The organism is Sphingomonas sp., from assembly GCF_019635515.1.
GTDB lineage: Bacteria > Pseudomonadota > Alphaproteobacteria > Sphingomonadales > Sphingomonadaceae > Sphingomonas.
The window spans coordinates 180,874-206,388 of the sequence record NZ_JAHBZI010000001.1 but is presented as its reverse complement, the minus strand read 5'-3'; the positions used below and the strand labels follow the sequence as shown (position 1 = coordinate 206,388).

Sequence of the window (25,515 nt, the reverse complement as noted above, 5' to 3'; positions counted from 1 at the left end):
GCATGTCCGCGCCCCGGGAGGCGCATATGGGGCATTTCGGGATTCGGCTGACGATGCTGGCGGCAGCGGCGCTGTGCGCGGGATCCGCTTCCCATGCACGCGCACCGGGCGTGGATGCCGAACTGGCGACGACGATGGGCACCGCCAGCTATTACGCCGATCGCTTCACCGGCAAGCGCACCGCCAGCGGCGAAGCCTATGATCCCGAAGATTTCACCGCCGCGCATCGCACGCTGCCGTTCGGCACCCGCGTCCGTGTCACCGATCTCGAAAACGGGCACAGCGTGATCGTGCGCGTCAACGATCGCGGCCCATGGGGCAATGATCGCCTGATCGACATCTCCCGCGCCGCCGCCCGCGAGCTGGGGCTGATCCGGCGCGGCCATAGCCAGGTACAGCTGGTGCCCGCCAATGCCGGCGGGATCGACGATCCGGCGGACTAGATACGGACCCTTAGCGAAACGCCCAGCGAAAGGCGCTCGCCATTCCCGCCGTGCCGGTGCGTATCACCGGCGTCGCGACTCCCGCCCCCGAAAGCCCGTGCATCGCCCGCGCCCAATCCGGCAGCAGATCGACCGCCGCGCCGAACACCATTGCCTGGAACGGCTTCATCGCCAGACTCGGCGCGGGCTGCGCCAGCACCAGCCGCGCGACTTCGCGGGTCCGCGCATCGGCAACCAGCTCGCCTCGCATCGACAGGATCAAGGCTTCAGCCTCGGCGCGGCTGCGCGGGATCGGATCGGCGCCGAGCGCTTCGGCGATGATCGCGAACTCGGCGAAATAGCGCTCCTGATCGGCCGTCGACATGCGCGGTTCGGCATAGCGGATCCACGCATCGAGGAAGCACACCGCTTCGGTGACGTGCACCCAGGCGAGCAAATGGGGATCGTCGGCGGCATAGGGCGTGCCATCGGGCAGCGTGCCCTTCACGCGGGTGTGCACCTCGCGTACCTTCGCGATCGCCGCTTCGGCCGCTGCGCGCGAATCATAGCCGGTGACGGCGATGAACCGCGCGGTGCGCCTGAGCCGCCCCAACATATCCTGCCGGAACGCCGAATGATCCCAGACCCCGGCGAGCACCGCCGGATGCAGCATCTGCAACAGCAGTGCCGCGACGCCGCCGACCATCATCGTCACGACATCGCCATGCACGCGCCAGCACACCGATTGTGGGCCGAACAGCCCGTCGGGCTGACGGATCACCGGCGTCTCGCCCTTGGCGGCGTCGTTGAAGGTCTTGCGGACCTGCGCGATCAGCAGGCGTTTGAGCGGGTTCGGCGGCATCGCGCTCAGCTTAGTGCGTCCCATATCGTCCACAAGCCGAGGCCGAAAAACAGCAGGGCGGCGACGCGCCGCACCAGCACGAAATCGACTTTGGCGAGCAGCTTGTTGCCCAGCAAGACCACCGGCGCGTTGGCAAGCATCATGCCGAGCGTCGTTCCGGCGGTCACCACCAGCACATCGTTGAAGCGCGCGCCCAGCGCGACGGTTGCGAGCTGAGTCTTGTCTCCCATCTCGACCAGAAAGAAGACGACCAGGGTGGTAAGGAACGGGCCGTAACGCGGCGCCTTTTGCTCGCCTTCGTCGAGCTCGTCGGGGATCAGGGTCCACGCCGCCATGGCGAGGAAGGAGACGCCGATCGCGACCCGAAAGGCGGGACTGGCCAGCCACGCCGCGGCGACGGTACCGAGCAGGGCGGCGAGATAGTGATTGGCAAGCGTCGCCGCGAGGATGCCGGCGATAATCGCCCATGGCTTGCGGAACCGGATCGCCAGCACCGCGGCGAGCAACTGCGTCTTGTCGCCCATTTCGGCAAGTGCGACGAGCCCGAGCGAGGAGAGAAAGGCTTCCATGAAAATTCCCGGGGTCAGGCAGAGACGAACGACAGCATCGCTTTCCCGCCCGACCCGAGCGAAAAGCCATGCCATCGGTCTCGCCAGCCGGGCTTCCGCCCGCCTCACGCGCGCCACGGTGTCTCCACCGAGTATGTTGACGCTGCGCTCCGCCAGAAACCCGGCGGCGGCTACTCCCCGAAGGACCGGGCTCCCCTAGACGTCCGCTCGATATGGGTCAATCGCGCGTTTGATTTCAGGATCGCAATGGTTAATGCTCGCTATACGAGCCGGGGGGATTCGCGATGCTGAGGTCCAAGCGTAGCCGTGCGTTGATCCTCGCCGCCTCGGTCGCTCTGCTGGCCACCGCCGGCACCGCGCAGATGCAGCCGATCTCATCGGGCACCGTCATGGACGCGGTCGCGCGGCTGAAACCCGGCGAATATATCTGGGCCCCCGAAATCGCCCCCCAGGGCCCGATGCTGGTGATCGTCAATATCGCCACCCAGCGGCTGATCGCCTATCGCAACGGCGTGCCGATCGGCGTCTCGACCATCTCCACCGGGCGCCCCGGCCATCGGACGCCGCTCGGCGTGTTCCCGATCCTGCAAAAGGCGGTGAAGCACCGCTCGAGCAAATATTCCAACGCACCGATGCCCTATATGCAGCGGCTGACCTGGTACGGGATCGCGCTGCATGGCGGCTCGCTGCCCGGCTATCCCGCGTCGCATGGCTGTGTTCGCCTGCCGCACGCATTCGCGCCGCTGCTGTTCGGCGAGACCGCCCTTGGCATGACGGTGGTGATCGTCGACCAGCCCGCCGAACTGCGCCTCGCCCCGACTCCGCAACTGACGCGGCAGCCGGCCGCCGGCCCGGCGGTGTGGCGGCCCGAATTGTCGCCGAGCGGCCCGGTCTCGATCGTGGTCAGCGCCGCCGACCGGCGGATGGTGGTGCTGCGCAACGGCGTCGAGATCGGATCGGCGCCGGTGACCTTCGAAGGGGTGATCGACCGCGTCCAGGCCTATGTGCTGCGCGACGTGACCGGTGGCGACTATCGCTGGGCGAAAGTGCCGCTGCCCGGCCAGTCCGCCGCGATCGCCTATGATATGCCGGCGCAACCCTCGGGCCGCTTCCAGGGCAGCGATCCGTTCCGCCGCGCGCTCGCCAACGTCGTGGGCCCCGGCACGACCATGGTCGTCATTCCCGACACGCTCGGCATGAACGGCGGCGGCACGCTCCCGCCGCAGCAGATGACGGTGATCGAGAACGAGCCGCTGGTCGCCCAGTGGCTTGAGGACGACGAGCTGAGCGGCAGCGCTTCCGCGCGCTAGGCGGGGCTGGCGGCTGGCGCCGCGTCCCCTGGCATATCCGTCATGCGCTTCGCCTAGCGGGATCGCCACACTCCCGCCGCAGGAACCGGGCGTACCCCCAAATGTTGGTGCGTGAGATTCGTATTGGCGCCGCGATGCCGGCGCCAAAGGATAACTTCGTTGACCCGACACTTCATTGCGGTGCAGCAATAATCCCATGGCCAGTCTCGCGATCGCAAACAATTCCGATGTCCGCTTCCTCGGCAAGCTGCTGGGCGATGTGATCCGCGCCTATGGCGGCGAGGAGCTGTTCAAGCGCATTGAATATATCCGCGCGACCTCGGTCGATCGTGCCCGTGGCGTGGCTGGCGCCGGCGCGATAGATCGCGGGCTCGACCGGTTGAGCCTCGACGAGACGCTCGATTTCACGCGCGGCTTCATGCTGTTCTCGATGCTCGCCAATCTCGCCGAGGACCGCCAGGGCGTCGCTGCCGAAGCCGATGCCGACATGGCCGGCGCACTCGCCCGGCTGGAGGCCGAAGGCATCGGGCACGACGCGGTGATGCGGCTGCTCGAGCACGCGCTGATCGTGCCGGTGCTGACCGCGCATCCCACCGAAGTCCGCCGCAAATCGATGATCGATCACAAGAACCGGATCGCCGAGCTGATGGCGCTCAAGGATATGGATTTGTCCGAGACGCGGGATGGCGATCTGATCGACGAGGCGATCGCCCGCCAGATCGCCCTGCTGTGGCAGACCCGCGTGCTGCGCCGCGAAAAGCTCGGCGTGGCCGATGAAGTCGAGATCGCGCTTTCCTATCTGCGTGACGTGTTCCTGCCGGTGATGCCGACGCTCTATGCGCGCTGGGATCGTGCGCTGGGCGAGCGCGTGCCGAACTTTTTGCGCGCCGGCTCGTGGATCGGCGGCGACCGTGACGGCAATCCGTTCGTCACCGCCGAATCGATGCGGCTTGCCTTCGCCAAATCGGCCGAGGCCGTGCTCGGCTATTATATGGACGCGGTTCATGCCCTCGGCGCCGAACTGTCGATCTCGACCGAGCATGTCATGGTCAGCGATGCGCTGCTCGCGCTTGCCGATGCCAGTGGCGACGATGCCCGCAGCCGCGCCGACGAACCCTATCGCCGCGCGCTTTCGGGCATCTACGCGCGGCTTTCGGCAACGCACGAAACACTGACCGGCAAGCCCGCTCCGCGCCCCGCGCCGCTGACGGGGGCACCTTATGCAACGCCGTCCGAGCTTCGCGAGGATCTGGTCGTGGTCGCGCACGCTTTGGCCGGCGAGGGCGAGGGTCCGCTCGCGACCGGCGGCGCGCTCGGGCGGCTGATCCGCGCGGTCGAGACCTTCGGCTTCCACCTCGCCACCCTCGACATGCGCCAGAACAGCGCCGTTCATGAGCGCGTCGTCGGCGAACTGCTCAAGGCGGGGGGTGTCTGCGAGGACTATCTCGTGCTTGATGAGGAGGTTCGCGTCGCGCTGCTGCGCAAGGAGCTCGAAAGTCCGCGGCTGCTGACCAGCCCCTATGCCGATTATTCGGAGGAGACCGCGACCGAGCTGGCGGTCGTCCGCGAGGCGGCGGCGAGCCACCGGAAATATGGCCGCGCCTGCATCGCCCATTACATCGTCTCGATGGCGCAGTCGGTGTCCGACCTGCTCGAAGTCCATCTGCTGCTCAAGGAAGCCGGGCTCTATATTCCCGGCGACGAACCCCGCGCCGACGTGATGGCGATCCCCCTGTTCGAGACCATCGCCGACCTGGAGGGCGCGCCCGCGATCATGGAGGCGTGGCTCGCCATTCCCGAGGTCGCGCACATCGCCGCCGCGCGCGGGCATCAGGAAGTGATGATCGGCTATTCGGATTCGAACAAGGATGGCGGCTATCTGACCTCGACCTGGCAATTGTCGCGCGGATCGACCGCGCTCAGGCCGGTGTTCGAAAAGGCGCATCTCGGCATGCAGCTCTTCCATGGCCGCGGCGGTGCGGTCGGACGCGGCGGCGGCTCTTCGTTCGCGGCGATACTCGCTCAGCCCAAGGGCACCGTGCAGGGCCGCATCCGCATCACCGAGCAGGGCGAAGTCATCGCCGCCAAGTACGGCACCCGCGAGAGCGCGATGACCAATCTCGAGGCGATGACATCGGCCACCCTGCTCGCCAGCCTCGAGCCCGAGAAACTTGGCAAGGCCGATGCCACACGCTTCGCCGCGGCGATGGACCGGCTCTCGGACTCGGCATTCAAGGCCTATCGCGGCCTCGTCTACGAGACGGAGGGTTTCCGCCAGTTCTTCCGCCAGGCGACACCGATCGCCGAGATCGCCGGCCTCAAGATCGGCTCGCGCCCGGCCAGCCGCAAGAAATCCGACGCGATCGAGGATCTGCGCGCGATCCCCTGGGTGTTCAGCTGGGCGCAGGCGCGGATCATGCTGCCGGGCTGGTACGGCGTCGGCGCCGCGTTCGAAGCGTTTGAGGACAAGGGGCTGCTGCGCGAAATGGCCGGCGCCTGGCCGCTCTTCGCCTCGACACTGGCCAATATGGAACAGGTGCTCGCCAAGTCCGACATGGAGATCGCCGGGCACTATGCCGCGCTCGTCGAGGACGCAGCGCTGCGCGACAGCATCTTCGGCCGCATCAAGCAGGGCTGGCAGGCGACGCATGACGGCCTGCTCCAGGTCACCCGTCAGACGCGGCTGCTGGAGCGGCACCCGGCGCTGGAGACCTCGATCCGCCTGCGCCTGCCCTATATCGAGCCGCTCAACCTGCTCCAGATCGAGCTGATGAAGCGCCACCGCGCCGGCGAGGACGACCCCCGCATCGGCGAGGGCATCCTGCTCTCGATCAACGCCATCGCGACGGCGCTCCGCAATTCGGGCTGACGGCTATTTCATCACCGGCAGCGTGATCATCGATCCGCTGCACACCCGCTGGTTCGCCTTCACGAAATCCGCCTCGTTCGCCTTGTAGATGTTCGGCACGAACTTCTGCGGATTGCGGTCGATCACCGGGAACCAGCTCGACTGGATCTGGACCATGATCCGGTGACCCTTTTTGAAGACATGGTCATGGTCGCGCAGCGGCACATCCCAGGCGATCACCTGATCGGGCACCAGCGGCGTCGCCTTGCCCGGATCGGCTAGATAGCGGCCGCGGCGGACCTCCATCGCGATCGGGAATTGATAGCCGTTGAGCGTCTTGGGATACTCGCCGAGCGGCCCGCCCGAACCCTTGGCTTCCATATCGTCGGGCAGCACGTCGATCAGCTTGACCACGAAATCGCTGTCGGTGCCCGAGGTCGATGCCATCAGCCTGGCGACGATATCGCCGGTGACGGTCAGGTCGGCATCGAGCGGCGCGCTGGTGTAGCTGAGCACATCGGGGCGGTGATCGACGAAGCGCTGGTCGGCGCTCTCCCACCAGCGCCATTCCTGCGACGGATAGGTGCGCGAGATCGGGCGCTCGCGGAACGGCACCGGATTGGCGGGATCGGAGACATATTCGCGGCATGCCTCGCCCGCCGCCGGCGCGGTGAACGACAAGGTGCCGTCGCCATGCAGATACAGGTTGGTCGCGGTCGCGCCGGGCGCCGGCCATTTGGCGTAGCTCTTCCACTCCCACGATCCGCTCTGCAACATCTTGGCTTCGAATTTGGGCTGGGTGCCCTTGCCATGCAGCCAATAGGCGAAGAACGGCGCCTCGATATCGCGCATGAAATCGCTGCCGGCATCCTTGCCGATCGGCACATAGCCGACCTTGTCGTTGGTGGTGTGCCAAGTTCCGTGCGCCCAGGGGCCGGCGACGATCATGTTGAGCCCCTTGGGATCCTTCTCCTCCATCTTCTCGTAGATTTTCCAGGTGCCGAGCGGATCCTCCTGATCCCAGAAGCCGGCGACGTGCAGCGTCGGCACCGTCGTCACGCCCAGCCGGTCGGTCCAGCGCTGGCTTTTCCAGAAATCGTCATAATCGGGATGCTCGATGATCTCGGTCAGGCGCGGCACGCTGCCCTTGAAATAAAGCCGATCGAGATTGGCGACCGGGCCGAGCTTCAGAAACCAGTCATAGGTATCGACCGGGGTCTTGCCGCCATAATCGAAGCCGTTGCCGGAATCGTTGTTTTGCAGCGAGAACAACCAGTCGGTGGCGTAGCTCAGCCGCATCGCGCCATTGCGATGGAGATCGTCGTTGATCCACCAGTCGTTCCACGCCGCCTGCGGGCTGACGGCCTTGAGCGCGGGATGCGGCCTGGCCAGCGCGACCGCGGCCGCGTAGCCGGGATAGGAAACACCCCACATCCCGACCTTGCCGTTGTTGTCGGCGACATGCTTCACCAGCCAGTCGATGGTGTCATAGGCGTCGGTCGCCTCGTCGACACCCTTCGCCCCCTTGGGCTGGAGCGCCATCGACATGGTGAAATCGCCGCCCGATTTGAACTGGCCGCGCATGTTCTGGAAGACCATGATGTAGCCGTCCTCGGCGAGATATTTCCACGAAGCCGGCCCCGCCGGCGGCGCCTGGCCGGGAACGCCATAGGGCGTGCGCTGGAGCAGGATCGGCAGCTTGCCGGTCTTGTCCCTGGGGCGGAGGATCACCGTCTGCAGGGTGATGCCGTCGCGCATCGGGATCATCACCTCCTGATAGGTGAAGGCGGCCTCGACCGGCGCGCCGGCGACGGGCGCGGCTTGCTGCGCGGGCGCCGGGGCGAGCGGGACGGCAATCGCCGCGAGAGCAACCAGACCAAGTTTGCGCATGCCGAACTCCCATTATTCGAGAAGCGTTGGAGAACCCCGCGCCGCGCCTGTCAATCGGCGGGGCGACGAAACCGGAGCTGGACCGCCGGGCGGAACAGCAGGGCATTGGCGTTGATCAGCAGGTGGAACAGGATCGGCACCAACAGCCCGCCGCTCGCCAGATAGAGCGCGGTGAAGACCATTCCGAGCACCAGCGTCACCGCCACGCCCAGCACGCCCTGATAGCGGTGCATCGCCCCGAAGATCAGCGCCGATGCGACAAAGGCGATCCAGCCCGGGACGCCCGCCAGCACCAGCAGCAACGGCAGATAGACGCGGAAGAATATTTCCTCGCTGATCCCGGCGTTGATCGCCAGCGGCACGACATGGAGCAGTTCGGCGCGGTTGCGCGGCAGCAACGGGGTGATGTCCATGCCCTTGGGCGGCCTGGCCGCCTTGCCGCGGCGCAGCGCGATCAGTGCGCCGGCGATCGCGCCGCCGATCACCGCCCCGATCGCCGCACCCATTGCGACGCCGCCGGTTTGGATCGCCGGGACTTCCAGCGCGACGCTCCAGAATTCCTCGGGAAATTCGGTCAGCGCATCGAAGCGGCCGAGGGTCGCCAGCCCGATGAGCGGCACGCCGAGGAACATCGCGCATGCGCCCGCCGCCCAGCGCAGAAAGGCGCGCTGGCGCGTCTTCGTGTCCTCGACCTCGCGGAACCGCTGGAAGTTGCGGACATCGTTGCGTTGAAACCAGTACAGCGCTGCCAGCGACGCGATCAGCAGCGCGATCGCCATCAGTTGCGATGCTCGCCCTTGATCCAGCGCACCGTGCCCGAACTGGCGCGCATCACCACGCTCTCGGTGGTCATCTTGCCCTTCAGGCGCTTGACGCCTTCGAGCAGCGAACCGTCAGTCACGCCGGTCGCGGCGAAGATGCAATCACCACGGGCGAGTTCGGTGAGGTCGTAGATCTTGTCGAGATCCTCGATCCCCCACTTCCGCGCGCGGGCGCGCTCGTCGTCGTTGCGGAACAGCAGCCGTCCCTTGAACTGGCCGCCGACGCAGCGCAGCGCCGCACAGGCCAGCACGCCCTCAGGCGCGCCGCCCGAACCCATATAGACGTCGATCGTCGTGTCGGGATCGGTGGTCGCGATCACCCCGGCGACGTCACCATCGCCGATCAGCATCACGCCACAGCCGACGCCGCGCAGCTCGGCGATCAGCTTCTCGTGGCGAGGGCGATCGAGCACGCAGGCGATGATCTCATTGGGCTGCACGCCCTTGGCGGCAGCGATCGCCTTGACGTTCTCGGTAGGCGACTTGGCGAGATCGATCACGCCCTCGGGATAGCCCGGGCCGACCGCGATCTTGTCCATATAGACGTCGGGCGCGTTAAGAAGACCGCCTTCCTCGGCAACCGCCAGTACCGCCAGCGCGTTGGGGCCGGCCTTGGCGCAGATCGTCGTGCCCTCCAGCGGGTCGAGCGCGATGTCGATCCTGGGGCCGCTGCCCTGCGCCGCGCCGACCTTCTCGCCGATATAGAGCATCGGCGCTTCGTCGCGCTCGCCTTCGCCGATCACGACGGTGCCGTCGAGCGGCAGCTTGTTGAGCGCATCGCGCATCGCCTCGACCGCTTCATGGTCCGCAGCCTTCTCGTCGCCGCGCCCGATCAGCGTCGATGCGGCGATCGCCGCGGCTTCGGTGACGCGGACCATTTCGAGGACGAGGACGCGGTCCAGCGTCTGGCTGGCGGGCTGCTGCATGGTGATGTGAAATCCCCTCAAAAGTCTTGGCCGACCCGATAGGAGCGCGGCGCCGGATTGTCGATGCCGATACCGTTGTCGCATCGCATTTCGGCCACAAGGTTTCGGCAATGTTTCGATCGGGGCATATCGGGAAGGAGAGCGGCGTTGCTGTTGCCGATCATGCTGGCGCTTCAGGATTCGACCAACGTCGCCGCCGCCTATGCCGAGTATCGCGAGAAGACGAGCGCGGTGGTGCGCTGCCGCCAGCCCAAGGACGATGGCGAGATCGTCGTCTGCGCCACGCGCGAGGCCTATCGCTACCAGACGCCGTTCGTGGTCTCGACCAGGCGCACGAGCAACGCCCATGCCCAGGACGATATGGTGTGGACGCCCGAGGCGCAGGGCTTCGCCGAATGCGGCAAGGGCGCCTTCATCGTCCATTGCGGATCGGTCGGCGCCAGCGTGACTGTCAGCTCGGGCGGCGGTGTCCGCTACAAATTGCGCTAGACACCGCCCTGACAATGGCAGGGATACATCGCGGCGGATGCACGTTTGATCGTGCATGCTGCTCCTCGCTTTTGCCCTTGCCGGCGTCACCGCCGCCCCCGCTCCCGATCCGCAGCGCGCCCGGCGCGCCAAGGTCGTGCGTATCGCGGCGCGGGCGCGACCTGGCGCTACGCGGATCCCGATCGTCGCCGTGCCGCGCGATCGCAATGCGCGCTACCGGCTGACCGACCTTCCTTCGGAAAAGGTCGATGGTAAGAATCTGGCGGTGCGCAACACCGGCATGGCCTGTGGTGTCGTTGGCGCCCCGGTGTGCCCGAGCAAAGGCAAGACGCTGGTCACCGCGCCGCTCGACGCGACCGACAAATAGCGCCTAATCGCCGAGGATGTGCATCCACATCGGCTCACCGGCGAGCGCCTGCGATCCGCGCAGTTTCTCCAGCGCCTGCGCAACCGACCGCTCGGGCGCTTCGTGGGTGACGATCGCCAGCAGCACGCTGTCATCCTCGCTCGCGCCGCGCTGGATCAGGCTTTCGATAGACACGCCCGCATCGCGCATCGCCGCGGCGATCTCCGCCAGCACGCCGACCCGGTCGGGCACGGTGAAGCGCAGATAGGCACGCCCGCGCCGCTCGCCGCTGTCCGCCGCGCCCTGCGCCGCCAGCGCGTCGGCGGGCATCGCATAAGGCGGACCAAACTCGCCACGGGCGATGTCGATCAGGTCGGCGACCACGGCGGAGGCGGTCGGTCCGTCGCCCGCCCCCGCGCCCTGGAACAGCAGCCGCCCGGCGAAATTCCCTTCCGCCACCACTGCATTGGTCGATCCGGTGACATGCGCTAGCGGATGGCTGATCGGCACGAGGTGCGGATGGACGCGCTGGAACAGCCCGTGCGGCCCCGAATCCGCCACGCCCAGCAGCCGCACCCGGTAGCCCAGCGCTGCCGCTTCGGCGATGTCGGCGGCGATGACATGGCGCACGCCGGTGATCGCGACGTCGCCGAACGCCGGCTGCGCGCCGAACGCCAGGCTGGCGAGGATCGAAAGCTTGTGCGCGGCATCGACGCCGTCGATGTCGAAGCTCGGATCGGCTTCGGCATAGCCCAGCCGCTGCGCTTCGCTGAGGATATCGGCGAAATCGCGGCCCTCAGCCTCCATCTTCGACAGGATGAAATTGCAGGTGCCGTTGAGGATGCCATAGACGCGGCCGATGACGTTGGCCGCGGCACCCTCGCGCAGTCCCTTGATCACCGGCACGCCGCCCGCGACCGCCGCCTCGAACTTGAGCGCGAGGTCGGCGCTCTCGGCCGCCCGCGCCAGTTCAAGACCATGATGCGCGATCATCGCCTTGTTGGCGGTGACCACGCTCTTGCCCGCGGCAAGCGATTTACGCGCCAGAGTCAGCGCCGGTCCGTCCGATCCGCCGATCAGTTCAACCACGACATCGGCGTCCGCATGTTCCGCCAGCCCGACAGGATCGTCGACCCAGTCGAACCGCGAAATATCGACGCCGCGATCCTTCGAACGATCCCGCGCCGAGACCGCGACCACTTCGATGGCACGCCCCGCCCTCCGAGCGATCAGTTCGCCATTGGTGTCGAGCAGGCGGATCACGCCCGCGCCGACGGTGCCGAGCCCGGCCAATGCGATACGAAGCGGTGCGGTCATGCGGTCTCCCCTGGATCGCCCTCCCCTAGCCGTTGCGGGAAGGCGAGGGGAAGAAAGCTTTACTTCTTGACCAGCCCGATCTCGACCAGCCGCTCCTGCAGATAATCATGGCTGCTGATCGGCTCTGGATAGCGATTGGGCCGGTCCTGCATACAGCCGGGCAGCGTCTCGATCACGAAATCGGGCGCGGGATGCAGGAAGAAGGGCATCGAATAGCGGGCATGGCCGCGACGTTCGGGCGGCGGATTGACCACCCGGTGCGTCGTCGATGGCAAAACGTGGTTGGTCAGCCGCTGGAGCATGTCGCCGACGTTCACCACCATCGCCCCTTCGGGCGGCTTGACCGCGAGCCACGAACCATCGCGGTCGAGCAGCTCGAGGCCCGCTTCCTCGGCACCGAGCAGCAGGGTGATCAGGTTGATATCCTCATGCGCGCCCGCACGAACCTCGGGAGCATTCGCATCGACCGGCGGATAATGGAGCAGGCGCAGCACCGAATTGCCGTCCTTGACCGCATGATCGAACCAGTCGGGCGCGAGCTTCAGATAGCGGGCGATCGCCGAGAGCAGCCGGTCGCCGGCATCGTCGAGCGCCTGGAACAGCGCGAGGAAGGTCTCCTTGAACCCCTCCGGCCGGTCCGGCCAGATATTCGCGGGCATGAATTCCTCGAAGCGGTGGCCCTTGGCCAGTTCGCGGCCGACGTGCCAGAATTCCTTCAGGTCGACATAGGTCGCGCCCTTGGCGATCTCGGTCTTGAACGGCGTCAGCCCGCGCGCGCCACCCTGACCGGGGACATGGTATCGACGCTTCTCTTCCTCGCTCAGCGCGAAGAATTCCTTGGTCTTGGCCCAGGCGCGGTCGACGATATCCTGCGGCACGCCATGGTCCGAGACCATCGCGAAGCCGAAGCGCTGGAAGGATTCGCCGAGCTTCCGCGCGAAGCCTTCGGGATCAGCGGCCTGATCGGCCATCGAGATGAGCGGAACCTGCTCGAGAATATTGGTGGACATGCGAGTCTCCTGAATCGGACCCGGATAGACCCGCATCGCCCATGCGGACAAGCATATGTCCGCGCAACGCGCTCATGCTTCCGCAGCAGCAGCCGAGCTCAGCTGCCCTTCACTTCGATCCTGCCCTTGGCCTTCTGCTCGCCATCGGCGGTGAGCTCGAGCGTGAACGGATCGCCGTCCTTGGTCGTCCCGGCAAAGCCATTGCCCTTGGCCTCGACCTTGAAACCCTGTTTGGCGAGGTTCTCGCGGAACCATGCCTGGACCGTGGCCAGCGGCCCCGGACTGTCGAACGCGACGGTGACATGGCTGTCCTGCTTGGCGCCCATCTTGTCATTGCCCACCGCGTTCAGTTCGCGGATCGCCGATTTGGGATAGAGCTTCAGCCCGTTGACGTCGAAATCCTCGGCAGTGAGGTTGATCTTGGGCAGCTTGGTCGAGATCGACACGCCCGGCGCCTCGATCGAGACGCCGCCATCGGCGCCGGTCTTGATACTGACATTGCCTTCCCCGTCAGCGCCGTTTCCGGTCAGCGAGATCGAGGTGCCCGCACCGCCGCAAGCGGCGAGGGCGAACGGCGCGAGCAGCAGCGCAAAGCGGATCATGGCACATCTCCGTAGGCGTATTATCTATGCAACACACTACCCTTTTACCGCATTTTGGTCAAGCCGGGGGGTGACGCGTCCGCCCCGATCCGCCATTTGCACGCGCGATGGACGCCCAGCCGCACCTCAGCGCCCAGAGCGCCAACAAGTCTCCGCTCGCCTTTGGCGAGTTCGTGGCCTTGGTCGCCGCGATGATGGGGCTGACGGCGCTGGGCATCGATTCGATGCTGCCGGCGCTGCCCGCGATCGGCGAAGCGCTGGGCGTCACCGAGCCCAATCACCGCCAATATGTCCTGACCGCCTTCCTGCTCGGCTTCGCCATCTCGCAGCTCGCCTATGGCCCGCTGTCAGACCGTTATGGCCGCCGCCCGGTGCTGGCGCTCGCGCTCGCTTCCTATGTGGTGACCAGCGCGCTTGCCGCGATCTCGGGCAGCTTCGTGCTGCTGCTCGTCGCGCGCTTCGCGATGGGCACCGCCGCCGCGGGAGCGCGCGTGGTTTCGGTCGCCCTGGTCCGCGATTGCTATTCGGGCCGGGCGATGGCGCGGGTGATGAGCCTGGCGTTCATCGTTTTCATGGCGGCGCCGATCCTCGCGCCCAGCCTCGGTCAGCTAATCCTGCTTGGCGGTAGCTGGCGGCTGATCTTTTGGGCGGTCGCGGGCGTGTCGATGCTCGTCGTGCTGTGGTTCTGGCTGCGCATGCCCGAGACGCTGGCGCCCGAGGCGCGGCTCTCGCTAGCCCCCCGCCGCGTCCTCGGCGACTATCTGCTGGTGCTCCGCGATCGCTGTGCGGTCGGCTACACGCTCGCCATCGCCTTGCTGTCGGGCGCGATGTTCGGGTTCATCGGCTCGATCCAGCAGGTGATGGAAGATGTTTTCCATCGCCCCGAGCTACTGGCGATCATCTTCCCCGTCGTCGCCGGCACGATGGCGGTCGGCTCGTTCATCAACTCGAAGCTGGTGATGAAAATCGGGATGCGCCGCATCTCGCACACCGCGCTCAGCGGCGTGATCCTGTTCGCCGCGATCCACCTCGCGGTGACCTGGACCGGCCATGAGGCGCTCTGGTCTTTCACGCTGCTCCAGGCCCTGATGATGGGCTGCATGGGCCTGGCCAACGCCAATTTCTCGGCGATGGCGATGGAGCGTATGGGCGAGATCGCCGGCACCGCCTCCAGCCTGCAGGGCTTTGTCGCGACGATGGGCAGCGCCCTGCTCGGCGCGGCGATCGGCCAGGCGTTCGACGGCACCACCGTGCCGCTCTACATCGGTTTCGTGACCATGGGGGTGTTGTCGTTCGCGATCATCGCCATCACCGAGAAGGGCCGCATGTTCCGCGCGACCTGAGGGAACGAGTCACCCCCTCGCGCGGTTAGCGCTTGTGACGGCTCGGCTGTTCCGGGCGCGCAAGAGAGGACAGGCGATGGGCGGACATCAGGTTCCCGCACAGGGTTCGGGCGATGACGGTTTCGATGACGAGGGTTATGACGAGAGCCAGCGTGCCGAAATTCTCGAAGCGACCAGCAACGGCCCGACCGACGGGGCGATCCTTACCGATCTGATGCCCGATCTCGGTCAGGATGCCGACGATGACGAAGACGATCTGCGCATGGCCGATGACGAGCTGGGCGAAGAGAATGACGATGCCGAGCTGACCGCCACCGCAAGCGCGGAAGATGAGGTCCAGGCGGATTTCGACGAGGATAGCCTCGACGACGATGACGATCTCGACGACGCCGATGAGGATTCGCTCGAACCCTGATTGCCTTGACGCTCGGGGCCACGCGCGACAGCATCGCGACCATGCCCCGAGACACCCGTATCGACGATTATATCGCCAGCCGCGCCGAATTCGCCCAGCCGATCCTCATCTGGCTGCGCGAGCGTGTCCACGCCGCCTGCCCCGAAGCCGAGGAGACGATCAAATGGTCGATCCCGGCATTCGTCTACAAGGGCAAGCCGCTCGCCAACATGGCCGCGTTCAAGGCGCATGCCACCTTCGGCTTCTGGCACCGCCAGGAATTGAAGACCGGCCTCGAAGGCTCGGCGATGGGGCAATATGGCCGCGTCGAAGCGCTCGATGATCTGCCCGACGCGGCGACGCTCGAGCGGCAGGTCAAGGAGGCGATGGCGCTGACCGATTCGGGGGCGAAGCCGAAGCGCGCGGGCGCTCCCAAGCCCCAACTGCCGGTGCCGCCCGAGCTCGCCCAGGCTTTGGCCGGGGATGATGCCGCCGCCGCGCATTTCGATGCCTTTCCGCCAAGCTGCCGCCGCGAATATTGCGAATGGATCGGGGAAGCCAAGCGCCCCGAGACCAAGGCCAGGCGCGTCGCCGAGGCGTTGCGCTGGATTCGCGAGGGCAAGCGACGCAACTGGAAATACGAAAATTGCTGAATAGCCGGCGCACCCGGTGACCGCCGCGTTCGCCCGCGTGCCGGAACTGCTCGCCCAGCATCTGCTGCTGGCGTTCGCGGCGTTGCTGCTCGGGCTGGCGGTCAGCCTGCCGCTGGTAGTGCTGTCGTCGCGCAACCGGACGGTGGCGCGGATCGCGCTCGGCTTCGCCAGCCTTGTCCAGACGATCCCGAGCCTGGCGCTGCTCGCGCTGTTCTATCCGATCCTGCTTTCGCTCTCGAATCTGGTCGGCGGCGGGATTCCGGCGCTCGGCTTCCTGCCGTCGCTGCTGGCGTTGTCGCTCTATGCCCTGCTGCCGATTCTCCGCAACGGTGTCACCGGCCTCGCCAATCTCGATCCGGCGGTGATCGAGGCCGCCGACGGCGTCGGCATGACCCGCGGCCAGCGGCTCTGGCTGGTCGAGGCGCCATTGGTCGCACCGGTGCTGATGGCCGGCATCCGCACCGCCGCGGTGTGGACGATCGGCGCGGCGACGCTCTCGACTACGGTCGGCCAGCCTAGCCTCGGCGACCTGATCTTCGCCGGGCTGCAGACACAGAACTGGACGCTGGTGCTGGCCGGCTGTGTCGCCGCCGCCGGTCTCGCGCTGGCGGCCGACGCCCTGCTCGGGATCGCCGAATATGGGATCGCCCGGCGCAAACGCGCGCTGGTCTGGGCTAGCCTCGGCGCCCTGTTGCTCGGCATCCTCGTCGCGCTCGCCCCCGCCTGGCCCTCGGCCAAGGGCACGATCACCATCGGCGCCAAGGGCTTTTCCGAGCAATACATCCTGATTCGGGTGATCGGACACCGGCTGGAGGATGCGGGCTACAAGGTTCGCTACCGCGAGGGTCTCGGCTCGGCGGTTGCCTACTCCGCGCTGGCCGGCGGCGATATCGACATCCTCGTCGATTATTCGGGCACCGTCTGGGCCAACCAGATGAAGCGCACCGATGTGCCGAGCCGCGAGGCCATCGTCGCGAGCGTCGGCGAATGGGTCAAGGCGCAGCACGAGGTGACGATGCTCGGCTCGCTCGGCTTCGAGAACACCTATGCCTTTGCGATGCGCGGGCCCGATGCGGCCAGGCGCGGGATCGTCAGCCTGGAAGACCTGGCGCGTCAGGCCGGTCAGCTCAACTTCGCCACCGATCCCGAATTCCTCGAGCGCCCCGAATGGGCGGCGGTGCGTAAGGCCTATGGCATCGAGTTCAAGTCGGGGCGCCCATACCAGCCGACCTTCATGTACCGCGCGCTTGCCAGCGGCGCCGCCGACGTCATCACCGCCTATAGCTCCGACGGCCGCATCGCCGCCGACAAGTTGACGGTGCTGAGCGATCCGCTCGGCGCGATCCCCGGCTATGACGCGATCCTGCTGCTTTCGCCCGCCCATGCCGGCGACGCCAGAATGCAGGCGCTGCTCAAGCCTCTGGTCGGCGCGATCGCGGTCGAGCGGATGCGCGAGGCCAATTACATGGTCGATCGCGATACGGGCAAAAAGAGCCCCGACGATGCCGCACGATGGCTTGAAAGTGGACTCAAGCGCTGAACCTCTGATAACGCTGTCAGGAAACCGGATATTGGGAGAGAGAAATGCGCCTGGGCCTGACGTTGCTGATGACGACAACCTGCATGTTAGCGGTACCCGCGCTGGCCCAGCAGGCGCCCGCCGGGCCGGCCTCCGCTGGACCAAGCGTCGCCAATCCCGCCAACTGGCCGGCGGCGCATAGCCAGGGGCTGGTCGATCCCGCGACCGAAAAGTTCGTCACCGAGCTGATGGCCAAGATGACCGTCGAGCAGAAGGTCGGCCAGATGGTCCAGGGCGATATCGGCAGCGTGAAGCCCGAAGACCTGCGCAAATATCCGCTCGGGTCGATCCTGGCGGGTGGCAACTCACCGCCGCTTTCGGGCGACGACCGCTCGCCGCGCAAGGAATGGATCGATACCTCGCGCGCTTTCGAGAAGGTCGCGATGGAGGACCGCCCCGGCAATCTCAAGATCCCGCTGATCTTCGGCATCGACTCGGTCCATGGCAACGCCAACGTCATCGGCGCGACGATCTTCCCGCACAATATCGGCCTCGGCGCGATGCGCGATCCGGAACTGATCCGGAAGATCGGCGAAGTCACCGCGATCGAGACGGCGGCGTCGGGCATCCACTGGGCGTTCGGCCCGACCGTCGCCACCCCGCAGAACGACCGCTGGGGCCGCACCTATGAAGGCTATTCGGAAGAGCCGTCGGTCGTCGCCAGCTATGCGCCGCAGGTGGTGACCGGGCTGCAGGGTCCGGTAGGTACCGAGCACCGCATCCAGCAAGGCTATGTCGCCGCCAGCATCAAGCATTTCCTCGGCGATGGTGGCACCACCGACGGCATCGACCAGGGCAACACCGAGGTCGACGAGGCGACGCTCGCGAACGTCCATGGCGCCGGCTATCCGCCCGCGATCGAGGCCGGGGCGATGACCGCGATGGCCTCGTTCAACCGCTGGAACGGCGTGCCGATGCACGGCAACAAGTCGTTGCTCACCGATGTGCTCAAGGGCCGGATGGGCTTTGAGGGCTTCATCGTCGGCGACTGGAACGCGCACGGCCAGATTCCAGGCTGCACCAACACCGATTGCCCCGCGACCTTCAACGCCGGACTCGACATGGCGATGGCGCCGGATAGCTGGAAGGGCCTGTTCGAAACGACCGTGCGACAGGTCAAGGACGGCACCATCCCGATGCGCCGGGTCGACGATGCCGTTCGCCGCATCCTCCGCGTCAAGGTCAAGCTCGGCCTGTTCGATCCGGCCCGCCCGATCGAGGACAAACCCGATGTCATGGGCAGCGCCGCGCATCGCGCCATCGCCCGCGAGGCGGTGGCCAAGAGCCTGGTGCTGCTCAAGAATGAGGGCGTGCTGCCGCTCAAGGCCTCGGCGAACGTGCTCGTCACCGGCCCCGGCGCGGATTCGCTGCAGATGCAGACCGGCGGCTGGACGCTGAGCTGGCAGGGCGATGGCAACCCCAACTCCTTCTTCCCCGGCGCGACCTCGATCTATGGCGGCATCAAGAAGGCCGTCGAAGCATCGGGCGGCACCGCGACCCTTTCGGCCGATGGTAGCTTCACCGCCAGGCCCGATGTCGCGGTGGTGGTGTTCGGCGAACAGCCCTATGCCGAGATGCGCGGCGACATCCGCACGCTCGAATTCCAGCCCGGCGACAAGCAGGCGCTGGCGATGCTCGCGAAACTCAAAAAGGCCGGCATCCCCACGGTCTCGGTGTTCCTCTCGGGCCGGCCGCTATGGGTCAATCCCGAGCTCAACCAGTCCGATGCGTTCGTCGCCGCCTGGCTGCCGGGCAGCGAGGGCGATGGCGTCGCCGATGTGCTGGTCGGCGACAAGGCCGGCAAGCCGCGCCGCGACTTCACCGGCACGCTGTCGTACAGCTGGCCGAAGACCGCCGGCCAGTTCAAGCTCAACCAGCGCGATCCCGGCTACGATCCGCTGTTCGCGTTCGGCTATGGCCTGAGCTATGCCAAGCCCGCCGCCGTCCCCGCGCTGAGCGAAGATGCCGGCGTCGATGCCTCGCTCGCCAACACCACCATCTATTTCACCAAGGGTGTAGCCGCCGCGCCCTTCTCCTTCGCCACCGACAGCAAGGTGAACCGCCGCGCGGTCGATGGCCCGGCGACGCAGGAGGGCGCACAACTGCTCACCTGGCCGGCAGGCCCGGCGACGGCGCGCATCAGCGGCGGTCCGCTCGATCTCACCCGCGAGGCCAATGCCGATCTCTCGATCCAGATCAGCTACAAGCTCACCACCTCGGCCACCGGCAAGGTGCGGTTGCTGATGGAAGGCGGCACCAATACCGGTGCGATCGACGCGACCAGCCTGTTCACCGGCGAGACGGGGAAATGGCGCACCGCCAAGATCCTTCTCAAATGCTATGTCGAGAACGGCGTCGATTTGAGCAAGGTCAGCGCACCGTTCGTGGTCAGCGCCTCGGGGCCGCTGAGCTTCGCGGTGGCGGATATCCGCATCGTCTCCGATCCCAACAATTCGATCTGCCCGGGCGGAAAATGAACTGGCTGGTCGAGGGTGGCAGCATCGAGACGGTCGAGATCAGGCGCGGGGCGTTCCGCGCCGAATTGCTCAATCTCGGCGCCACCCTCCGCCGGCTGGACGTGCCCGCGCGCGACGGCGGCATCGCCAATGTCACGCTTGGCTATCGGAATCTTGAAGAATATCGCGGCCACCCGCGCTTCTATGGCGCGGTCGCCGGGCGCTACGCCAACCGCATCGGCGGCGCGCGGTTCAGCCTCGACGGCAAGGAGTATCGCCTGCCTACGGACAGTGGCGGGGTAAACAATCTCCACTCGGGGCCATTGGGCTTCGACCAGCAATTCTGGACGCTCAAGCACCGCGACGCGCATTCGGCGATATTCACGCTGGTCAATCCGGCCGGGTATAACGGCTTTCCCGGCACGCTATCGGTCGAGACGCGGTACACGCTCGAGGAAGACGGGCTGTACATCGCCTTCACCGCGACCACCGACGCCGCGACGGTGATCAACCTCACGCACCACGCCTATTTCAATCTCGCCGGCGAGGGGCACGGCACGATCCTCGATCACCTGCTCCAGATCCCGGCCAGCCGCATGACCCCGGTCGATGCGACGCAGATTCCGACCGGCGAGTTCCAGGACGTCACCGGCACGCCGTTCGATTTCCGCGCGCCCAAGCCGGTCGGCCGCGACATCGCGTTGGAGGATGTCCAGCTCAAGATCGGCCGCGGATACGATCACAATTTCGTGCTCGATACGCCCGGCGGAAACCGCCGCCGCGTCGCGACCTTGTTCGATCCCGGCTCGGGCCGCGTGCTGGACGTCGAATCCAACGCCCCCGGAGTCCAGCTCTATACTGGCAACCATCTCGCAAACGGTGCGCCCGGCACGGGCGGCGCAACCTACGAGGCGCGCGGCGGCCTCTGCCTCGAACCGCAGAATTTCCCCGACGCGCCCAACCGGCCGAATTTCCCGTCCGCCCGGCTCGATCCGGGACAGACCTACCGGCACGACATCGCCTTCCGTTTCCGGGTGGCGAAGGATGCGAACGAGGCGTTCGGCTAGGGCGCCTTGCGCTCGACGTGGAAGATCTTGTTGATGATCTTCCATTCGCCATCGATGCGCAGCAGCGACAAATAATCGGTGAAGGTCACCGCCGGATATTCGAGCACGACCTTGGCCATGCCGGCATCACCGGTCACGTCGAGCGATTCGATCCGCCGCTTGCGCTGCGCCTCGTCAGCCGCCGGCTTGCCCGTGGCGCCGGCTATATATTCGGCGCTGGTACGCTCGGCGAGCTGACCGTCGCGATTCCAGTAGAGCATGGCTTTGGGGTGGAAGGCGGCGGTAAATTCAGCCGGGCTGCCGGTGGCATGACCGGCGAGATAATGCTCGACCGCGACGCGCGCGCCGGCAATATCCTGGTCCTGCGCGAAAGCGGGCGCCGCGATCAGCATGGTGGCAAGGGCGAACGTCAGGCGCATCGTGAAACCTCCCCGGAAAGAAGGAGCACGATACGCAACGATCCACACCCGGCAATCGCGGTCGCTATGAACGTCCCGCAAACAGGACGAACCGCTCGGGGCGAGCGTCAGAGCGTCGGCTTGCCATCCACGCGCCGCGGAATTCCGGCATCGCCATCGCGCAGCTCGACGGGCAGCAGCGCCGCCGGCAAGTCCTGATACGCCACCGGCCGCAGGAAGCGGTCGATCGCCAGCGCGCCGACCGAGGTGCTGCGTCCGTCGGACGTCGACGGGAACGGCCCGCCATGGACCTGCGCGTCGGTAACCTCGACGCCGGTCGGCCAGCCATTGGCGAGAATGCGGCCCGCCAGCCGCTCCAGCCGGGGCAGCAACTGCCTGGCCAAATCCAGGTCGCCATCGTCAAGATGCAAGGTCGCGGTCAGCTGGCCTTCGAGCAGGCCGATCACCGCCGCCATCTCGTTCACATCGGCACAGCGCACCAGCAGCGAAGCCGCGCCGAACACTTCCTCGGCATGGCTGGGATCGGCGAGGAAATCCTTGCCGGTCATCGTGAACAGCGCCGCTTGCCCACAGGTCGGGCCAGCCGCTTCCTGACCCTGCCCGACTTGACTGAGCGCCGGTGCCGAGGCCCAGCGCGCCACGCCGCTGGTATAGGCTTTGTGGATGCCGGGAGTCAGCATCACCTGCGACGGCGCTCCCGCCATCGCATCGGTGGCGGCGGTGACGAACCGGTCGAGCGCCGGGCCCTCGATGCCGAGGACGAGGCCGGGATTGGTGCAGAACTGCCCCGCCCCCATGGTCAGGCTGGCGACGAACCCCGCGCCCAGCGCCTCGGCGCGCGCTTCGAGCGCGGCGGGCAGCAGGAATACCGGATTGACGCTGCTCATCTCGGCGTAAACCGGGATCGGTACCGGGCGGTTCGCAGCCAGCTTCATCAACTGGGTACCGCCGCCGCGCGAGCCGGTGAAGCCGACCGCCTTGATGCGCGGATCGGTGACCAGCGCCGCGCCGACCGAATTGCCGGGGCCGTTGATCAACGAGAACACGCCTTTGGGCATGCCGGTCTTCTCCGCCGCGCGGGTAATCGCGCCGGCGACCAGCTCGGCCGTGCCTGGATGTGCCGAATGACCCTTCACCACCACCGGACAGCCCGCTGCCAGCGCCGAGGCGGTGTCACCGCCGCCGACCGAAAAGGCGAGCGGGAAGTTGCTGGCGCCGAAAACCGTCACCGGCCCCAGCGGCACGAGGCGCAGGCGCAGATCGGGCTTGGGCGCGGGCTGGCGATCGGGAATGGCATGATCGATTCGCGCGCGCAGATATTCGCCGAGGCGCAGCTCGCGCGCGAACAGCCGCATCTGGCCCGAGGTGCGCCCGCGCTCGCCGTTGAGCCTTGCCGCCGGCAACCCGCTCTCGGCATGCGCGCGCTCGGTCAGCGCATCGCCCAGCGCGTCGATCTCGTCGGCGATCGCCTCCAGGAATTCAGCGCGCTTCTCGCGCGGCATCTGCGAATAGACCGGGAAAGCGGCCTCGGCAGCGGCGACGGCGGTCTCGACATCGTCTGTGGTGGCGACGCTGAACGCGGGCTCGATTTCCTGACCCGTCGATGCCTGCACCGCGCGGAAGCCGCCGCCGTCGCGCTTCACTCGCTTCGAAGCGATGAACAATTCCCCAGTCAGCGTCATTGATCTCTCCCGGACTCGCTAAAAGTTAGCGGTAACATGGTCCAGCGATGTAGGGACCGTTACGCCGCGGATCAACAGCAGACCGCGCTCAGCCCCTTGCGTCCGACCGAGGGGTCGCGCGCTTCCATCGTGTCGGTAAGCCCGCGATCGACCAGCCGCGCCATCGCATCGCGCGCGCCTTGCGCATCGCGCGCCTCGATTGCCTCCAGCACGCGAAGATGCACCGGCAGCGCGTCGTGTGGTGCGGGCAGGCGGTCCTGCTTGAACGCGGTGGTGATCTCGATCGCCGCGGCGACCCCGCTGGTCAGCGAGATGATGAAGTCATTGCCCGATGCTTCGAGCAAAGCGGAATGGAAGCTCTGGTCGCAGCGCCGCCCTTCTTCGGAGTGGAAGCCATGCTCGGCGACGCCGTCGAGCCCCGCCTTCATCCGCGCATATTGCTCGTCGCTCCGCCGCATTGCCGCCAGCCGCGCGGCTTCGGGCTCGACGATCCGGCGCAACTCGAACAGATTCTCGATCAGCCCCTGGTCTGGCTCGCCGACGAAGATCCAGCCGAGCACGTCGGGATCGAGCAAATGCCATTCGCTGCGCGGAGAAACCTGGGTGCCGATCTTGGGCCGCGAATGCACCAGCCCCTTGGCGGCGAGGATACGGATCGCCTCGCGATAGGCGGTGCGCGACACCTTGAACTGCTCGCTCGCCGCGATCTCGCCCTCCAGGATCTCGCCGGGTTTCAGGGTGCCCGATACGATCCGGATGCCAAGATCACGCGCTACCGTGCCATGCAGCCGCAGCGAGCGCGGCCGCGGGGCGCGGTGGCGGGGTTTCTTCTGGCTGGAGAGCGCCTTGGCTTGCGTCATTCGCTTGTCTGTTGGCGGGAAGGGCTGGAGGAGACGGCGGGATTCGAACCCGCGCAACGGTTTCCCGTTGGACGCTTTAGCAAAGCGTTGGTTTCAGCCACTCACCCACGTCTCCGGAAGAAGGCCCGAAGGCGGCGCTATAGCGACGGCTTTCACAGCTATCAACCGGTAGAAACTCCCGGGCGCGAAATCGACTCGGGTCGTCGTGTGTTCATTGCGGGGTCAGGCGCGGCGGCATAGCGTTTGCGGCACGATCAGGGTGGGGAATGACGATGCGCGCGCGAAACGGAATGCTGTGGGCGATGGCCGCGTTGCTCGGCGTCAGCGCGGTACCCGCCGCCGCGCAGGAGATGACCAAGATCGATCCCAACACGGCGATCGACTCGGATCTCGATACGCCGCCCCCGGCGCGCGATTCGGCCCGGCCCCAGGATTATCGCCAGCCGCCGCTCGATCCGGTAACCCCGCCTGATGCCGCGCCTGCGCAAACGCCGCCGGCCACGGATGCGCGCACCCTCGCCCGGCAGCGGGTCAAGGAAGCCGATACGTTCGATCAGCAGGAACTGGTCGTCGCGGCCGAAGGCGTGTTCGGCAAGGGCGCCTCGGGGCTCGCCGGGATCATCGAGAATATCCTGAAGGATCAGGGACGCCCCAATGCCTATATCGCCGGTGCCGAAGGCGCTGGAGCGATCGGCGTCGGCTTCCGCTACGGCAAGGGCGATCTGTACCACAAGATCGAGGGCCAGCGCCCGGTCTACTGGACCGGGCCGTCGGTGGGCTTCGATCTCGGCGGCGATGCCAGCAAGGTCTTCGTGCTGGTCTATAATCTCTACGACACCCAGGATCTCTACAAGCGCTTCCCCGCCGGCGAAGGCCGCGTCTATTTCGTCGGCGGCTTCTCGGCCGCCTATACGCGCCGCGGCAATATCGTGCTGATCCCGGTGCGCCTGGGCGTCGGCTGGCGGGTCGGCATCAATGCCGGCTACATGAAGTTCAGCGAGAAGCGCCGCATCGTGCCGTTCTGATCGCCCGATTGCGCGCCGCCATGCGGCGTGCGACGTCTTGGCGATGAAGCTCGCCCTCGCCGCCTTGCTGCTCGCCGTTCCCGCCGTCGCGCAGACCGCGCCGCGCACGGTCAACATCACCGCCGATTCGGCGCCGGGCTGGGTGCCGTCGTCTGAGCTGGAACAGGCCGTACTCCGCGCCACCCGGGAATTCTTCGACGCGCTCGAAGCGGGCGACCCGGCCCGCGCCTATCAGATGCTCACCCCGCAGCACCGCGCCCAGCTTCCGCTCCGGATCTTCTTCGAGCAAAGCAGCAAGACCCGCGACGCCGCCGGCCCCTTACGCGAACGTCGCCTGCTCCAGCTGACCTGGACCAAGGATCCGGCGCAGGCGCCCGCGCCCGGCATCTACGCCGTGATCGATATCGCCGCGCGCCACGCAAATATCGACCGCGAGTGCGGCTATGTCGTCTGGTACCAGCGCCCCGAGGGCGGGCCGTTCAAGCTGATGCGGGTCGAGAATAACAGCATCGACAATGTCACCGCGGAGAAGATCATCGGGCAAAAGGGCCGGGAGGAGCTGGACCGGATGTGGACCCGGCTCTCAGCCAATTGCCCCGATTACGCGCCCGCGCCCTGACGCCGC

The 25,515-nt window shown here is 66.7% G+C and carries 24 protein-coding genes and 1 tRNA gene; 13 read left to right on the top strand and 12 right to left on the bottom strand.

Features of this window, described 5'->3' with window-relative positions:
* Window positions 1–2 precede the first annotated feature (2 nt).
* Complete coding sequence (locus KF730_RS01115; protein ID WP_294091663.1) at window positions 3–443, top strand: septal ring lytic transglycosylase RlpA family protein; 441 nt, start codon at window positions 3–5, stop codon at window positions 441–443.
* A 10-nt stretch (window positions 444–453) separates the two neighbouring features.
* Here KF730_RS01115 and KF730_RS01110 read toward each other — a convergent pair whose 3' ends face one another.
* Together KF730_RS01110 and KF730_RS01105 are read right to left on the bottom strand one after the other, a co-directional pair.
* On the bottom strand, window positions 454–1,308 hold the full coding sequence (locus tag KF730_RS01110) for an oxygenase MpaB family protein (RefSeq protein WP_294091661.1): 855 nt from the start codon (window positions 1,306–1,308) through the stop codon (window positions 454–456).
* A complete protein-coding gene (locus tag KF730_RS01105; protein ID WP_294091659.1) occupies window positions 1,290–1,853 on the bottom strand; it encodes a TMEM165/GDT1 family protein in 564 nt (187 codons plus the stop codon). Before KF730_RS01105 ends, KF730_RS01110 begins: the two co-directional genes overlap by 19 nt.
* Before the next feature lie 284 nt (window positions 1,854–2,137).
* On the opposite strand from KF730_RS01105, the gene KF730_RS01100 reads away from it, so the two are divergent.
* Both KF730_RS01100 and ppc read left to right on the top strand, forming a co-directional pair.
* Window positions 2,138–3,163, top strand: a complete 1,026-nt coding sequence (locus KF730_RS01100) for a L,D-transpeptidase (RefSeq protein WP_294091658.1) — start codon at window positions 2,138–2,140, stop codon at window positions 3,161–3,163.
* Window positions 3,164–3,359: 196 nt separating this feature from the next.
* Entirely contained in the window at window positions 3,360–6,032 is a 2,673-nt protein-coding gene (gene ppc, locus KF730_RS01095; protein ID WP_294091657.1) for a phosphoenolpyruvate carboxylase, read from the top strand.
* 3 nt (window positions 6,033–6,035) lie between these two features.
* On the opposite strand, the gene KF730_RS01090 is transcribed toward ppc, so the two are convergent.
* From KF730_RS01090 to glpX, 3 genes are read right to left on the bottom strand one after another with little or no spacing between them, the layout of a single operon-like run.
* Entirely contained in the window at window positions 6,036–7,901 is a 1,866-nt protein-coding gene (locus tag KF730_RS01090) for a CocE/NonD family hydrolase (RefSeq protein WP_294091656.1), read from the bottom strand.
* Window positions 7,902–7,951: 50 nt separating this feature from the next.
* A complete protein-coding gene (locus tag KF730_RS01085) occupies window positions 7,952–8,680 on the bottom strand; it encodes a CPBP family intramembrane glutamic endopeptidase (RefSeq protein WP_294091654.1) in 729 nt (242 codons plus the stop codon).
* A complete protein-coding gene (gene glpX, locus KF730_RS01080) occupies window positions 8,680–9,648 on the bottom strand; it encodes a class II fructose-bisphosphatase (RefSeq protein WP_294091652.1) in 969 nt (322 codons plus the stop codon). The genes KF730_RS01085 and glpX overlap by 1 nt, the downstream gene beginning before the upstream one ends.
* Before the next feature lie 147 nt (window positions 9,649–9,795).
* Here glpX and KF730_RS01075 point away from each other — a divergent pair, with 147 nt between their 5' ends.
* Window positions 9,796–10,137, top strand: a complete 342-nt coding sequence (locus KF730_RS01075; protein WP_294091651.1) for a hypothetical protein — start codon at window positions 9,796–9,798, stop codon at window positions 10,135–10,137.
* A gap of 55 nt (window positions 10,138–10,192) precedes the next feature.
* Window positions 10,193–10,504: a hypothetical protein gene (locus KF730_RS01070; RefSeq protein ID WP_294091650.1), complete on the top strand. Its 312-nt coding sequence runs from the start codon at window positions 10,193–10,195 to the stop codon at window positions 10,502–10,504.
* A gap of 3 nt (window positions 10,505–10,507) precedes the next feature.
* On the opposite strand, the gene KF730_RS01065 is transcribed toward KF730_RS01070, so the two are convergent.
* The 3 genes from KF730_RS01065 to KF730_RS01055 all read right to left on the bottom strand — a co-directional run bounded on the left by KF730_RS01065 (window position 10,508) and on the right by KF730_RS01055 (window position 13,412).
* A complete protein-coding gene (locus KF730_RS01065; protein WP_294091649.1) occupies window positions 10,508–11,800 on the bottom strand; it encodes a homoserine dehydrogenase in 1,293 nt (430 codons plus the stop codon).
* 59 nt (window positions 11,801–11,859) lie between these two features.
* Complete coding sequence (locus KF730_RS01060; protein ID WP_294091648.1) at window positions 11,860–12,810, bottom strand: 2-oxoglutarate and iron-dependent oxygenase domain-containing protein; 951 nt, start codon at window positions 12,808–12,810, stop codon at window positions 11,860–11,862.
* A 98-nt stretch (window positions 12,811–12,908) separates the two neighbouring features.
* Window positions 12,909–13,412 carry a hypothetical protein gene (locus tag KF730_RS01055; RefSeq protein ID WP_294091647.1) on the bottom strand — a complete coding sequence of 168 codons (504 nt, stop codon included), beginning with the start codon at window positions 13,410–13,412 and terminating at the stop codon, window positions 12,909–12,911.
* A gap of 107 nt (window positions 13,413–13,519) precedes the next feature.
* Here KF730_RS01055 and KF730_RS01050 point away from each other — a divergent pair, with 107 nt between their 5' ends.
* The 6 genes from KF730_RS01050 (at window position 13,520) to KF730_RS01025 (ending at window position 20,904) form a co-directional block, all read left to right on the top strand.
* On the top strand, window positions 13,520–14,755 hold the full coding sequence (locus tag KF730_RS01050; RefSeq protein ID WP_294091646.1) for a multidrug effflux MFS transporter: 1,236 nt from the start codon (window positions 13,520–13,522) through the stop codon (window positions 14,753–14,755).
* A 76-nt stretch (window positions 14,756–14,831) separates the two neighbouring features.
* Complete coding sequence (locus tag KF730_RS01045) at window positions 14,832–15,170, top strand: DNA primase (RefSeq protein ID WP_294091645.1); 339 nt, start codon at window positions 14,832–14,834, stop codon at window positions 15,168–15,170.
* A 41-nt stretch (window positions 15,171–15,211) separates the two neighbouring features.
* The gene (locus KF730_RS01040; RefSeq protein WP_294091644.1) at window positions 15,212–15,802 is read left to right on the top strand and encodes a YdeI/OmpD-associated family protein; all 591 of its coding nucleotides are present in this window, start codon (window positions 15,212–15,214) and stop codon (window positions 15,800–15,802) included.
* Window positions 15,803–15,818: 16 nt separating this feature from the next.
* Window positions 15,819–17,342 carry an ABC transporter permease/substrate-binding protein gene (locus KF730_RS01035; protein ID WP_294091643.1) on the top strand — a complete coding sequence of 508 codons (1,524 nt, stop codon included), beginning with the start codon at window positions 15,819–15,821 and terminating at the stop codon, window positions 17,340–17,342.
* 44 nt (window positions 17,343–17,386) lie between these two features.
* Entirely contained in the window at window positions 17,387–19,858 is a 2,472-nt protein-coding gene (locus tag KF730_RS01030) for a glycoside hydrolase family 3 protein (RefSeq protein ID WP_294091642.1), read from the top strand.
* The gene (locus KF730_RS01025) at window positions 19,855–20,904 is read left to right on the top strand and encodes an aldose epimerase family protein (protein ID WP_294091641.1); all 1,050 of its coding nucleotides are present in this window, start codon (window positions 19,855–19,857) and stop codon (window positions 20,902–20,904) included. The genes KF730_RS01030 and KF730_RS01025 overlap by 4 nt, the downstream gene beginning before the upstream one ends.
* On the opposite strand, the gene KF730_RS01020 is transcribed toward KF730_RS01025, so the two are convergent.
* The 4 genes from KF730_RS01020 to KF730_RS01005 form a co-directional block, all read right to left on the bottom strand.
* Complete coding sequence (locus tag KF730_RS01020; RefSeq protein ID WP_294091640.1) at window positions 20,901–21,323, bottom strand: nuclear transport factor 2 family protein; 423 nt, start codon at window positions 21,321–21,323, stop codon at window positions 20,901–20,903. The two genes, KF730_RS01025 and KF730_RS01020, sit on opposite strands and share 4 nt — an antisense overlap.
* Window positions 21,324–21,430: 107 nt before the next feature.
* Window positions 21,431–23,005 carry an aldehyde dehydrogenase (NADP(+)) gene (locus KF730_RS01015; protein ID WP_294091638.1) on the bottom strand — a complete coding sequence of 525 codons (1,575 nt, stop codon included), beginning with the start codon at window positions 23,003–23,005 and terminating at the stop codon, window positions 21,431–21,433.
* 71 nt (window positions 23,006–23,076) lie between these two features.
* Entirely contained in the window at window positions 23,077–23,865 is a 789-nt protein-coding gene (locus KF730_RS01010; protein WP_294091637.1) for a FadR/GntR family transcriptional regulator, read from the bottom strand.
* Window positions 23,866–23,890: 25 nt separating this feature from the next.
* Window positions 23,891–23,980: transfer RNA gene (locus KF730_RS01005), tRNA-Ser, on the bottom strand.
* 157 nt (window positions 23,981–24,137) lie between these two features.
* Between KF730_RS01005 and KF730_RS01000 the strand changes: the two genes are divergently transcribed.
* Both KF730_RS01000 and KF730_RS00995 read left to right on the top strand, forming a co-directional pair.
* Window positions 24,138–24,890, top strand: coding sequence for an EipA family protein (locus tag KF730_RS01000; protein WP_294091636.1), 753 nt, complete (start codon window positions 24,138–24,140; stop codon window positions 24,888–24,890).
* A 43-nt stretch (window positions 24,891–24,933) separates the two neighbouring features.
* Entirely contained in the window at window positions 24,934–25,509 is a 576-nt protein-coding gene (locus tag KF730_RS00995; protein ID WP_294091635.1) for a DUF4019 domain-containing protein, read from the top strand.
* The last annotated feature ends 6 nt before the right edge of the window (window positions 25,510–25,515 follow it).